This window comes from Amycolatopsis xylanica, assembly GCF_900107045.1.
Lineage (GTDB): Bacteria > Actinomycetota > Actinomycetes > Mycobacteriales > Pseudonocardiaceae > Amycolatopsis > Amycolatopsis xylanica.
Genome location: NZ_FNON01000008.1, coordinates 345338 through 357776, shown reverse-complemented (window position 1 = coordinate 357776; position 12439 = coordinate 345338). Strand labels below are relative to the sequence as shown.

The window sequence follows — 12439 nt, the reverse complement described above, 5'->3', positions numbered from 1 at the left end:
CCGCGAAGGACATCAGCGGGGACCGCCGCCAGTATCGGCGCGGTCGAGGAAATGGGGATGACCAATGCGGCCAGGAAAATGAGCCCCCAGGGTCGGTCTCGGGCGAGACCTGCCCCTGCTCCTGCGCCCCCCTGAGCCGGGCGGCGGTCCGTTCCGTTTGCGGGCGGATGAAGCGCTCCTTGAGGGCGGCGGCGACCGCGGGATCGTGCAAACGGCACGGCACGTGCCGTGCCGATGTGGTCGAGAGGTGTCCGGCTGTGAAGTGGTTCACAACTGGTCACAGCCGAGCGGGGGGCGGGGTCTGGTGGGCATGACGAACGCGGAAGAGACCACGGTGTTGATCACCGGAGGCAACAAGGGACTCGGTCTCGAGGCGGCCCGCAGGCTCGGCGAGCTGGGCTGGACGATCTTTCTCGGCTCGCGCGACGAAGGTCGCGGACAGGCGGCGGCCGACCAGCTGGCCGCGGGCGGCGCGCGGGTGGTCTTGGTCCCGCTGGACGTGACCTCGGACGAATCGGTGGCCGACGCCGTACGGCTGGTTCGCGAGCACACCGACCGGCTGGACGTGCTGATCAACAACGCAGGCGCGCCGGGCGGGGTCGTTCACCCCGCGGAGGCGACGGCCGACGAGATCCACTCCGTCTACGACACCAACGTGTACGGGCCGGTTCGGGTCACGCACGCGTTCCTGCCCCTGCTGCAGGCAGCCGACCAGCCGCGGGTGGTGATGGTGTCCAGCGGTGGCGGTTCCTTCGCGGTCGTCACCGATCCGGACCAGGCCGTCTCGAAGATGCACGAGCTCGCTTACAGCTCGTCCAAGGCGGCACTGAACATGATCACCGTCCGGTACGCCCAGGCGTTCCCGGACATCAAGTTCAACGCCCTCACGCCCGGCGAGATCGCGAACCGCAAGTTCACCGCCACCGACATGAACAACCACACAGGCCAGCTGACGGTCACCGAGGGCACCGACCCGTTCATCGAGCTCGCGACGCTCGGCGCCGACGGACCGACCGGGATCTTCATCGACCGCCTCGGCCCCGTGGCCTGGTAACCACTTCCACTGAAAGGGAAAGACATGAACAGCAAGGTTTGGTTCGTCACCGGTTCTTCCCGCGGTCTCGGTCGCGAGTTCGTCGAGGCCGCACTGGCCCGCGGTGACAAGGTGGCCGCGACCGCCCGGAAGGCCGGCAGCCTGGACGACCTGGTCGCCGAGTACGGCGACGCGGTGCTCCCGCTCGAGATGGACGTGATCGACAAAGCCGCGGTCTTCGAGAGCGTGCGGCGGGCCAAGGAACACTTCGGCCAGTTGGACGTGGTCGTGAACAACGCCGGTTACGCCCAGGTCGGTGCGATCGAGGAGCTGACCGAGCAGGAAATGCGAGATCAGCTGGAGACCAACCTGTTCGGTGCGCTGTGGGTCATCCAGGCCGCGCTGCCCTACCTGCGTGAGCAGGGCGCGGGGCACATCATCCAGCTGTCCTCGGCCGCCGGGCTCATCGCGGTGCCGCTGGGTGGCGCTTACCACGTCTCCAAGTGGGCTGTGGAAGCCATGAACGAGGCCCTCGCCGGTGAGATCGCCGGTTTCGGCATCAAGGTGACCATCATCGAGCCCGGCGGTTTCGCCACGAGGGACGGCAAGAACCCGAACCCGCTGGACAATGGTCACCTGGCCCAGCTGAACCCGGCCTACGACGACGTCCGCCAGCGCCTGGCCGGCTTCACGAACAAACAGCCCTCCGGCGACCCGGCCGCCGCGGCCCAGACGCTCCTCAAGATCGCCGACATGGACAACCCGCCGCTTCGAGTCCTTTTCGGACAGGGTTTCTACCCCATGATCCAGCAGGTCTACGCCGACCGCCTCAAGACCTGGGCCGACGGGCAGTACCTTTCGGTGGCGGCCCACGGCAACCTCGACCGGGACGCCCAGTGACGCGATGCGAACACCGCGGACGTCAGCGGTGCAGGCCTGGCCGGGATCGGAAAGCCGGCCCACCTCGTCGATGTCCGGGAGCCTGGGCGGGGATGGCCGTGTGGTCGTCTGATCCTCCTTGGGTCGCGCGGTCGCGTAGTTTTTCGGCGAATCTGTGGACGCTGCCTGGCGGCAGGGTCGCCTGCGCGCCGACGATCGGGATCCCGTAGCACCCGGCCGTGGTGATCAGGCAGGCCGACACCTGCGGCAGGCAGAGGATGGCGGCGGACACCGGACCCGCGGTGGTGGTCTCCGGTTTCCGCCTGCCGCGAACCGTTATCGCGTAAGGAACTTGGGCGACGGCGGCCCCGTCGTGCCGGTCGAGCAGCGAGACGAGCAGAGTCGACGCGATCGTGTTGGCGACATAGGGCAGCACCTTGTTCGCGGCGTACCGCATCCCGGGCACCGGCGGAGCGAACTTGGCGGCCTGCTCGCCGATCGTGGTCGCGATGACGTCGAGCAGCGGCCGGGTCCTGACCTCGAGCACAGCCTGCCACGGCACCGCCCGCGTGGTGTCGATCCCGATGTGCCATGGGCTCAGCCGTACCGCGCCGAAGCGGTCCAGCGAACCGGCCACCCGCCGGACGCCCGCGGGCAGGCGGGGCGCGATCAACGCCGCGGCCGAGCAATCCCATGGCCCGGCCGACGGCGCTTGGGGCATCGGCATCGAAGCCAGCGCGGAGCGGACCCATTCGGCGCCGGTCACAGGTAGACGACCTGGTCGCGCGGGTCCCAGAGCGGGTGCGAGAACGCCTGCTTCCACTGTTGCCCGGCAAGCAGCCCCGCGACGATCTCGATCGGCTCGGAGGTGAACTCGAAAGCGCCGTATCGATAGGAGACAAGGGCATCCACCACGCAGGCGATCCCGGCGACGGCGGCGGTCCAGCGGCGCCGGAACACCAGCGCGGCGAAGCACAGGACGGGTGCGACGAACCCGCCGACGATCACCATGATGATCGTCGCCATCCACAGCCTGATCAGCAGCACACGGTGGACGGCGCGATCGTCGCGGTACCACTCGTCCGTACCCGGCTTCCGTACGGAATGGTGGAGGTCGTCGATTTTGTCGAGCATTGTCGGGAACGCCGCCACCCAGACCAGGAACACCACGAAGCCGAAGAAGATCAGGCCGGTCGACAGCTCCTCGGACGCTTCGTACCGGCCGAGGAACGCGGCGGGGACGATCGACAGCACCGCGGTGGCCATCAGGATCAGCTTGGGTACCTTGCCCAGCCCCTGCCGGCGAGTGAGTGCGATCAGCAGGAGCGGCGCGCCCATGATCAGCGACCCGGACACCGGGTCGGTCGCGACGAACGCCAGCGTCAACAGCGCCGTGACCGGCCAGAACACCCACTGCAGCACTCGGTAGGACGTGTGGTCCTCGATCAGCCCGGGTAGGCGGTCCTCGATCAGCTTGCGCAGGCCCTCGCTCATCAAAACCCCTCTTTATGCAAGACTTGCACGATGAAATCAAGGTATCGCCGAGGCCGGAAACCTGCAAGGTTTGCATTTTTCCGGGTTTTGCACTCAGCGTCATGACTGGTTCGGCCGATCAGGTGACCAGCCGCGCCCGGCTGGGTAAAGAACTGCGCAGGCTGCGCGAACAGGCGGGCAAGACGCTGGACGAGGTGGCGGCACGGCTGGACTGTTCGGCCGCCAAGCTGAGCCGCATCGAGACCGGGCAAGTCGCGGTCCGCCCGCCCGATCTGCGCGAGATGCTCGACTGCTACCGCGTGCTCGGCGCGCGGCAGACGGCCCTGCTCTCGGTGGCGCGCGGGCAGCGTCAGCGTGACTGGTGGCGCACCTACGCCGACATCATCTTCGACGGCTACGACCACTACGTCGGCTACGAGGAGGAGGCCACCGAGATCCGCGAGTACCAGCCTTCGTGGATCCCCGGTCTGCTGCAGACGCGCGAGTACGCACACGCGCTGGCGCTGGCGTACGGGTCGACCGAGGACGAAGCCGAACGGCTCGCCGAGCTGCGGCACGCCCGGCAGGCGATCCTCCGCCGGGCGAACCCGCCTCGGCTTTCGGTCGTCATCGACGAGACCGCGTTGCGCAGACCGGCGCCCGGGATCATGGGTCCGCAGCTGGAATCGCTCATCGCGCGGGCGGCGGCGCCGGACGTGACGGTCCGCGTGCTGCCACTGGCCGCCGGGATGCATCCGGCGCAGTCGGGTGGCTTCATCGTGCTCGGCTTCGCCGACCCGGAGGACCCGGAAGTGGCCTATACCAACAATCTCACCGAGGCGCAGTTGATCCACGATCCCGACCGCGTCGCCCGCTACGTCTCGACCTTCGACCGGGTCGGCGCGCTCGCGCTCGGCCCGGCCGAATCGGCGGAGTTCATCGCGGAGATCGCAGGCACGCATCGGTGAACGCCGCCCATTGCCTGGTGCTGAGACCGAAGGCCGGTCCGGGATCCTTGGAATCGCGCACCGCGACACCACCGGGCAGGAAAGCGACCTCGACACAGTCGGTCGCACCGAGGCAGCGGCTGCTCTTGAACCATCGAGCGCTGGGGAAATCGGTTGAGTTCATGGCGTCAGTAGGCGCGCGATCGGCGTCCGGGACGGCCGATCCGGGACGTTCCCGGACGATTCCGGACGTATGATCTCCAGCGGGGAGGGTGATGTGAGCAGCGGTCCAGCAGACACCGATGGGCCCGATCCACGGCGCGTCGAAAAGCTGGACGACCTGGTCCGCGAACTCGCACTGCTGTCCGCGCGCGCCGCGCGGGGCAGCGGGAAACCCAAGGTCAGCCTGGCCGAATTGGCCAAACGCCTCGGCCTGCCGCCGTCGAGTAAATCCACTGTGCACAGCTATGTCAGCGGGAAAACGCTGGTGCCGTCGGAAACGCTCGACGCGATGGTGATCGCGCTCGGCGCCACCGGCGAAGAACAGCGCGAATGGGCGAACGCCTGGTTCCGCGTTTCCGGCGCCCGCCGGAAAAAGCAGGCGCAGGGGGTGAACACGCTGATCGGCGCCGATCCGGACTTCACCGGACGGCAGGACGAGCTCGACGAGCTGGAAGCGCTCGTCACCGCGAAGACGGTGCTCGCGATCGACGGGATGGCGGGCATCGGCAAGACGACGCTGGCCGTCGAACTGGCTCGGCGGCTCGCGGGGCGCTACCCGGATGGGCAGTTGTTCATCGACCTGCAGGCCAACACCGACGAGGAGCTCGAGCCGTCGCAGGCGTTGGCGCGCCTGCTTTCCATGCTCAAGAAGAGCCCGGCCAGCCAGCCGTCGGGTGACGCCGAGTGGGGCGAGGTCTGGCGGGCCGCGCTGGTCGGCAAACGGCTGCTGGTGGTGCTCGACAACGCATCGTCCACCGAGCAGGTGGAACAGCTGCTTCCCGGCTCGACCGGCTCACTCGTGCTGGTGACCAGCCGCCGCCGTCTCGACGGTCTGCGCATCCGCGGCGCCGCGAGCTACAGCCTCGACGTGCTGCCGCACGAGCCCGCCGTCGCGTTGTTCACCGGCGTCGCGCGGCGCCCCGGCGACGATCCGGCGATCATCGACGAGATCGTCCGGCTCTGCGGCGGGCTGCCGCTCGCCATCCGGGTGGTGGCCGCCGGGCTGGCCGCGCGCCCCGGCTGGACGGTCGCCGACATGGCCGACGAACTCAGGGACGAGCAGACCAGGCTGCGCGCGATGCGTGCGGAGAACAAGTCGGTCCGCGCGGCGTTCGAGCTGTCGTACCGGCGGCTGACCGAGGCGGAGCAGATCGTGTTCCGGCGCCTCGGCCTGCACGTTCCCGGTGAACTCGGGCTGCCGGTCGCGGTGGCGCTCGGCGGGGTCGGCCCGGCGGCCGGGCGGGACGCGATGGACCGGCTCGTCGAGTACAGCCTGGTGCGTGAGCCCGCGCGGCACCGGTACCGGCTGCACGACCTGCTGCGCCAGTTCGCCAGGGAATGCGCGAGCGAGACCGATCCACGGCCGGACCGCAAGCGTGCCACCGCCCGCGCGCTGGACTGCTATCTGCACACCGCGCTGACCGCGCACGCCACGCTGGTGCCGCACCGGCCGGTCAAGGACGAGGTTACCGAGGTGCCCGCGCTGGCCAGGTCGTTCGACTCCGAGCAGGCCGCGATCAGCTGGTGCGACCTGGAGCTGGACAACCTGTTGCGCTGCCGGAGCATGGCGGCGGAGTTCGACCTGCAGCCGTATTTCTGGCGGATTCCCCGCGCCATCGCGCACTATCTCGGGCTGCGCGCCAACCTCGCCGACGCGGGCAACCAGTACGGGCTCGGGCTGAGCGTGGCCAGCATCGGCAACGACCCGCAGGCCGTCGCCGACATGACCGCGCGCATCGGCGACATCAACAACGCGCACGGCAACCACGCCGCCGCGATCGACGGATTCCTTGGCGCGCGGGAACATTACCTCCGGCTCGGCGATCTGGTCGCAGCCGCGGACATGCTCAACCGCGCGGGCGTCGGCCACCGCATGAACGGGCAGAACGGCCGCGCGCTCGAGGAGCACCGGCGCGCGCTGGCCGAGCACACCGAGCTCGGCGACGTCTACGGTCAGGCGGAGTCGCATTACCTGATCGCGATGGTGCACCGGGTCGTCGGCGAGTACCCGGTGGCACTCGACCACCACCGGCAGGCCATCGAGCGGTACCGAAGCCTGAATTACGCGTTGGGGGAGGCACGCAGCCTCGCCAACATCGGGGTGATCCACCGGATGCGGGAAGACTACGACGCGGCGCTGGAGTGCTATCCGCGCGCGTTGGAGGTCTATCAGGACGCCGGTGATCAACGCGGGATCGCCAACACGCTCAACAACATGGCCTCCGCACTGGTGCAGGCCGGTCGTCCGGATGACGCGATGCCGTTGCTGGAAGAGGCGGCGGCCATTTTCTCCACGATCCGGAACCCGGGTGGCGTGGCCGATGTGCTCCGGGTCGCGGCCGGGCTGAACGCCGATCTCGGCAAGCTCGCCGATGCCGAGGCACAGCTGCGCGAGGCACTCGGCATCTACCGGTCGACGCGGGCGTGGTTCGGTACGGCGGGCGCGCTGAGGCAGCTCGCCACCGTGCTCCGTGAATCGGGCAGACCTGGCGAAGCGCTTGAGCTGGCTCGTGAATCGCTGGAGACCTACCGCTCCGATGTGCATAGCCGAGGCGGGGAGGCCGGCGCGTTGACGGAGATCGCGGGGTGCCTGCTCGCCGTGGGGGAGCACCAGGACGCTCGCGCGTACGCGGAACGGGCGAGGGCGTTGAGCGCGGATCTGGGCGCGCGTACGACGAAACGGCTCGAAGAGCTGCTTGATAGCCTCGGTGCCGAGTGAAAGGAACCGCGGTTGCTGCTGACTGACCGAGTCCAGGTCGCGATCACCGATCGGCATGGCGGCGGGAGCACCGCGCCGTTCGGCAGCCGCAATCTCGGCGGCGCGGTCGGTGATGACGCGCGGACCGTGCTGGCCAACCGGGCGAAGACCGCGGTGGAACTGGGCATCGACCCCGCGCGGGTGGTGTTCATGCGGCAGGTGCACAGCGCGGACGTCGGGTATGTGACCGGGCCGTACGGCGCGGACGCGCCGGAGCTGGACGCGATCTTCACCGATCAGCCGGGCCTGGCGCTGGGCGTGCTGGTCGCCGACTGCGCGCCGGTGCTGATCGCGGGCGGCGGCCTGGTCGGCGCGGCGCACTCCGGCCGGGCAGGCACGGCGGCAGGCGTTGTCCCCGCGCTGGTCCGGGCCATGGCTGCGCGGGGCGCCGATCCCGCCGGGATGGTCGCGCTCGTGGGGCCGTCGGCGTGTGGTGGCTGCTACGAGCTTTCCGATGAGGTGCGCGCGGAATTCACCGCCGTGCTGCCGGAAGCGTGGTCGGCCACGCGCGAAGGTAAGCCGTCGCTGGACATCCGGGCCGGTATCGTCGCGCAGCTCGCGTCGGCGGGCGTCGGCGACGTCCGGCACGACGATCGGTGCACGATCGAATCCGCGGAGCTCTATTCGTATCGGCGCGACCGGCGAACCGGCCGGTTCGCCGCCTACATCTGGCTGGACGCATGACCATCACCGCTGAGGTCCGCGCGCTCGCCGGTGTGCTCTGGGAGTACCACCGGCTCGCGCCCGAGCTGGAGAAGAGCGACGTCATCCTGGTGCTCGGCAGTCACGACGTCCGCGTCGCCGAGCACGCCGCCCGGGTGTGGCATGACGGCTGGGCGCCGCTCGTCGCGCTCTCGGGTGGCAGGGGCAAGGTCACCGAAACCTGGGCGGAGACCGAAGCCTCGGTGTTCGCGGGCGTCGCCGAACGCCTTGGCGTTCCCCGTTCCGCGATGGTGCTGGAGGAGGAGGCGACCAACACCGGCGAGAACATCACCCGCACCCGGTCGCTGCTCGAAGCGCGTGGCGTCGAGGTCCGGCGGGCGATACTGGTGGCCAAGCCGTACATGGCCAGGCGTGCGGTCGCGACCGCACGCAAGCAGTGGCCCGAGGTGGACTGGCTGGTCAGCACGGCCGACGTCACGCTGCCCGGTTATACCGAAGGCGACGTTTCGGAGTCGCGCACGATCGAGCTGCTGGTCGGCGACCTCCAGCGCATCAAGGTCTACGCCGAACGCGGTTTTCAGGCCCCGATGGAAATTCCGGCCGCTGTCTGGGCCGCGTACGAGCGATTGGTGGCGCTGGGTTTCGACCGCTACGTCCTCACCTGAAAGCCTCGTGATGGCGTTCGATTAAAACGGGTTGGTCCTGCTCGATCACGTCGGGTAAGAACACGGGATGCTCCGTGGTGACAAGGTCGGGTTGCGGGCCCGGCACGAGACCGACGTTCCTGTTCTGCACGCCGAGCTTTATGACGATGTCGCGACGCAGGCACTGGCCAGCTCACGCCCGTGGCGCCCCATCGCACCGGGTTCCGCTGTGTCGCCCTATGCCGTCGCCGATCCCTCCGACGAGGTGGTCGCCTTCTCAGTCGTGCAGCTCGCCGATGACGAACTGGTGGGTGAGGCGCTGTTGTGGGGCATCGATGTGCACAACAGGACAGCCCACCTCGGACTCTCGCTGCGTCCGGCCTTCCGTGGTCGTGGGCTGAGCACCGACGTGGTGCGGGTGCTGTGCCACTACGGCTTCGCGGTGCGCGGCCTGCACCGGTTACAGATCGAGACGCTGGCCCACAATGCCGGGATGATCCGGGCGGCCGAGCAGACGGGGTTCGCGCTCGAAGGAACCTTGCGCGGCGCCGCCTGGGTGAACGGGGAATTCATCGACCTGGTCATTCTGGGATTGCTCGCCCCTTGAGCGAAACGCTCAGAACAGCGTCGCGGGCTCGATCGGCTCCGGCTCGGGCAATGGCTCGAGATCGGGGACCAGCGCTCGCACGTCGTCGTGGAACCGGCGGGCCAAGGCGGGGGCCTCGTTGTTGTCGGGGGTGTGGAGGAACACCGTCGGCGACCGGCCCTCGCTCAGCCAGCCGGCGACCAGCTCGGACCAGGGCTGCCAGCCCTTGACCGTCTCCTCGACGGAGTCGCGGCCCAGGTAGCGGACGATCGGCTGGCCGGTCAGCGCCAGCGTGCGCCGGGGGAGGCGGGGTTTCTTGGCCCAGGCGTCCTGCTCGGCTTCGCTGGTCGGCGGGCTTTGGAAGAAGACTGTGGTGTCGAAGGGGACCCACTCGGCCTGTGCTACGGCGAGTGCATCTTCCAGCAGTGAGGTCGCGTTGGCGTCCGTGAAGAATGCCGGGTGGCGGACCTCGACCGCGCGGTGGCGGTTGGCGGGGAGGCGGCGGAGGAAGCGGGTGAGGGCTTCGACGTCCGATGGGCCGAACGAGCTGGGTAACTGGGTCCAGAGGACCGCTCGGTCGGCGACGGGCTCGATCGCGTCCAGGAAGGCGCGCATCTCGGTCTCGACCGCGGTGAAGCGGCGCTCGTGGGTGACGACCTTGGGGATTTTCAGGACGAACCGGAAGTCGGGGCCGGTCTGCTGGGCCCAGGTCGTGACCGTGTCGCGGGTGGGGGTCGCGTAGAAGGTGGTGTTGCCTTCGACCGCGTTGCACCAGCCCGCGTAGGCCCGCAGGCGCTCCTTGGCGGGCAGTGACTGCGGCAGGAAGCGTCCCGGCCATGCCTTGTGAGTCCACATCGCGCAGCCGACGTGAAGACGTGGCACTGGTGTCAGCTCCCCTCGGTCGTGGGTGAAATTATTACCTGGGTGACCTCGGAGAAAATTTCTCGGACCGGATGTCGAATGCCGCGTATGCCGATCGTGGAGTAGGTGAGCGGCCGCCACGAGAGCGCCGCCACGACCCACCACAGGGGATGAGATGTCGCACCCGGAGCCCGTCGCCCGCCGCATGTTCGACCTGGTCGAGCCCATTGGCCTCGTGCCCTACCTCGCCGATGGGGCCGACGACGCCCTGATGGCGCTGGGCCTGCGCAATCAGTGGGACGCCTACTTCGCCGGGCGGGCCGCGCCGTTCGGTCCGGCGGCGCCCGCCGAGGTGATTCACGCGATCTTCTACAACTTCGCGCCGGGGGAGGTGGCGCGCCACCTGCCGAAGGTGTGGGACCTGACCACGCCCGAGGCGGCGTTGGAGGCGCGCGAGCGGGGCTGTGCCTCGGCGATCCGGCGGATCCTCGGGGACCTCGCCGACGACCCGAGTGTCGCGCGGGCCGCCGAGCTGCTGACGCGGGCGGCGACCAGCGCGCCGGTGGAGGGGCGTGCCCTCTACGCGGCCGTGCGCGCGCTGCCGGTGCCGGAGGAGCCCGTGGCCCGGCTGTGGCACGCGGCCAACCTGGTGCGTGAGCACCGCGGTGACGGTCACAACGCCGCTTTGCTGACCGAGGGTATCGGCGGGACCGAGGCCCACGTGCTCTTCGCGCTGTCCATGGACATGCCGGCGCACAAGTTCGGCCGGGTCCATCACCTGCCCGCCGCGCAGCTGGACGCGGTCATCGACGGTATGCGCGCCCGCGGGCTCATCGGGGCCGACGGGTGGCTCACCGCCGAGGGCCGGGCCACCAAGGAGCGGGTCGAGGCGCTGACCGATCGGCTCGCGGAGGCCCCGTACAACGCTCTGAGCCCTGCTGAGATCGAGCAGCTCGCGGCCGACCTCGGGCCGATCTCGGCGGCACTCCAGAAGAGCTACCCGTGGTAGCGGACGGGAAAAATACCGTCGCGGGAATGCTATTCATCGTATCCGGAAATGGGTTCGGATACGCAGAGCGAGTGGTCGGACACCAAGCAATTCCGGGTGACGCCATTTGGCCGAGAATAACCGCAACTGAACGCAGGAAAGCGCTCGGAGCCCATTCGGCCGCCAGTGTGAAGGGGTATTGACAGCCTCTTGGCGGCGGAGGTTAGCTGAGCGGCAGTTTTCCTTTGCCTGCCGGGTTTCTCCGAGGAGTGCGCATGACGGCTGATCCGCTGGACGTGCTCCGGAAACTCCGGCACGATCGCGGCTCGGTGTTCACCCGGCGCCGGGGTGAGATCTACGTTTCCGATCCGGTGCTCGCGAAAGAGATATTGGCGAACAACGACGGTCTTTTCCGGGAGCATTCCGATTTCTTCCGGATCAGGACGGGAATGTTCGCCCCGCGGTCGGCGCAGGTCGAAATCGGACGGGCGGCGCGGGTGCTGCTGCGGCGGTACGCCGCCGCCCACGCGGGCGAACTGCCCGCGCTCGTCTCCCGGCTGGCGCCCGGCGGTGACTGGCCGGACGCGGGAAACCGGTTGGTGTACGAGCATTTCCGCCCGGCGCTGATCGGGGACACGCCTTCGGCCGCCTTGCGGGAGACGGTGGACCAGGTCGTCGAACGGGCGGTGCTGGCCGGGGCGCGCGAGCGGTATTCCCGGCTCGCCCGTCACCGGTTCCGCGCCCGCGTGACCCGGGTTCTGGGCGCCGAGCTCGCCGCCCGGCGGGCTCGGCGCCCTGCCGAGCCCGCCGATCTGCTGGACGTCGTCGCGGACGCGGCGACCGCGCGCACGCGGGACGCCGACCTCGCCGAGGTCTTCCTGTCCTGCCTGTTCGCGGTCGCCGGTTCGGTCGGGTTCCTGCTCGGCTGGTCGCTCTACCTCGTGGGCACGGCGGCGTCCGAGCCCGCGCACCCCGCCTGGGTGGTGCGCGAGGCGCTGCGGCTGTGGCCGGTGGCGTGGCAGTTCGGCCGTGTCCCCACCCGGGAGCATCAGCTCGCCTCGCACACCGCGAAGCCCGCCGACGAGGTCGTCGTGTGCAGTTACCTCGTGCACCGGGATCCCGCGCACTGGAGCGAACCGGACGAGTTCCGGCCGGACCGGTGGGCCTCGGGCGCGGGGCAGGAGGCGTTCATCCCGTTCGGCTGGGGACCGCACGCCTGCACCGGCGCCGGCGTCGCGACGCAGGTGGTCGAGGCTCTCGTCGGGCTGATCACCTCGGCCTACCGGCTCGAGGTCGCCGCCGCGTCGCCGCGGCCCCAGGTCTCGGCGGCGCTCGCGCCACCGAAGTTCACCCTGGTCCTGGTTTCCCTGCCCGAGGGGAGGTGA

The 12439-nt window shown here is 69.4% G+C and carries 13 protein-coding genes; 9 read left to right on the top strand and 4 right to left on the bottom strand.

From position 1 onward, the window contains the following. Positions 1-310 precede the first annotated feature (310 nt). Positions 311-1054 carry an SDR family NAD(P)-dependent oxidoreductase gene (locus BLV57_RS33150; RefSeq protein WP_091295868.1) on the top strand — a complete coding sequence of 248 codons (744 nt, stop codon included), beginning with the start codon at positions 311-313 and terminating at the stop codon, positions 1052-1054. A gap of 24 nt (positions 1055-1078) precedes the next feature. After that, positions 1079-1933, top strand: a complete 855-nt coding sequence (locus tag BLV57_RS33145) for an SDR family NAD(P)-dependent oxidoreductase (RefSeq protein ID WP_091295867.1) — start codon at positions 1079-1081, stop codon at positions 1931-1933. A 22-nt stretch (positions 1934-1955) separates the two neighbouring features. Here the strand turns inward: BLV57_RS33145 and BLV57_RS33140 are convergent, their stop codons facing one another. Together BLV57_RS33140 and BLV57_RS33135 are read right to left on the bottom strand one after the other, a co-directional pair. After that, positions 1956-2678: a hypothetical protein gene (locus BLV57_RS33140; protein ID WP_091295864.1), complete on the bottom strand. Its 723-nt coding sequence runs from the start codon at positions 2676-2678 to the stop codon at positions 1956-1958. After that, on the bottom strand, positions 2675-3406 hold the full coding sequence (locus BLV57_RS33135) for a hypothetical protein (protein WP_091295862.1): 732 nt from the start codon (positions 3404-3406) through the stop codon (positions 2675-2677). Before BLV57_RS33135 ends, BLV57_RS33140 begins: the two co-directional genes overlap by 4 nt. A 101-nt stretch (positions 3407-3507) precedes the next feature. Between BLV57_RS33135 and BLV57_RS33130 the strand changes: the two genes are divergently transcribed. Then, a complete protein-coding gene (locus tag BLV57_RS33130; RefSeq protein ID WP_091295859.1) occupies positions 3508-4353 on the top strand; it encodes a helix-turn-helix domain-containing protein in 846 nt (281 codons plus the stop codon). Here BLV57_RS33130 and BLV57_RS33125 read toward each other — a convergent pair. After that, positions 4322-4516: a DUF397 domain-containing protein gene (locus BLV57_RS33125; protein ID WP_091295856.1), complete on the bottom strand. Its 195-nt coding sequence runs from the start codon at positions 4514-4516 to the stop codon at positions 4322-4324. The genes BLV57_RS33130 and BLV57_RS33125 overlap by 32 nt on opposite strands. 93 nt (positions 4517-4609) lie before the next feature. Here BLV57_RS33125 and BLV57_RS33120 point away from each other — a divergent pair, with 93 nt between their 5' ends. The 4 genes from BLV57_RS33120 to BLV57_RS33105 all read left to right on the top strand — a co-directional run bounded on the left by BLV57_RS33120 (position 4610) and on the right by BLV57_RS33105 (position 9226). Then, complete coding sequence (locus tag BLV57_RS33120) at positions 4610-7273, top strand: tetratricopeptide repeat protein (protein ID WP_143047208.1); 2664 nt, start codon at positions 4610-4612, stop codon at positions 7271-7273. A 12-nt stretch (positions 7274-7285) separates the two neighbouring features. Further along, on the top strand, positions 7286-7996 hold the full coding sequence (pgeF, locus tag BLV57_RS33115; RefSeq protein ID WP_091295851.1) for a peptidoglycan editing factor PgeF: 711 nt from the start codon (positions 7286-7288) through the stop codon (positions 7994-7996). Then, positions 7993-8640 carry a YdcF family protein gene (locus tag BLV57_RS33110; RefSeq protein WP_091295849.1) on the top strand — a complete coding sequence of 216 codons (648 nt, stop codon included), beginning with the start codon at positions 7993-7995 and terminating at the stop codon, positions 8638-8640. The genes pgeF and BLV57_RS33110 overlap by 4 nt, the downstream gene beginning before the upstream one ends. 67 nt (positions 8641-8707) lie before the next feature. Beyond that, positions 8708-9226, top strand: coding sequence for a GNAT family N-acetyltransferase (locus tag BLV57_RS33105; RefSeq protein ID WP_091295847.1), 519 nt, complete (start codon positions 8708-8710; stop codon positions 9224-9226). Positions 9227-9235: 9 nt separating this feature from the next. Here the strand turns inward: BLV57_RS33105 and BLV57_RS33100 are convergent, their stop codons facing one another. Continuing rightward, entirely contained in the window at positions 9236-10060 is an 825-nt protein-coding gene (locus BLV57_RS33100) for a DUF72 domain-containing protein (RefSeq protein WP_091295844.1), read from the bottom strand. Positions 10061-10241: 181 nt separating this feature from the next. On the opposite strand from BLV57_RS33100, the gene BLV57_RS33095 reads away from it, so the two are divergent. Together BLV57_RS33095 and BLV57_RS33090 are read left to right on the top strand one after the other, a co-directional pair. Continuing rightward, the gene (locus BLV57_RS33095) at positions 10242-11075 is read left to right on the top strand and encodes an SCO6745 family protein (RefSeq protein ID WP_091295842.1); all 834 of its coding nucleotides are present in this window, start codon (positions 10242-10244) and stop codon (positions 11073-11075) included. A 254-nt stretch (positions 11076-11329) separates the two neighbouring features. Further along, complete coding sequence (locus BLV57_RS33090; RefSeq protein WP_245757617.1) at positions 11330-12439, top strand: cytochrome P450; 1110 nt, start codon at positions 11330-11332, stop codon at positions 12437-12439.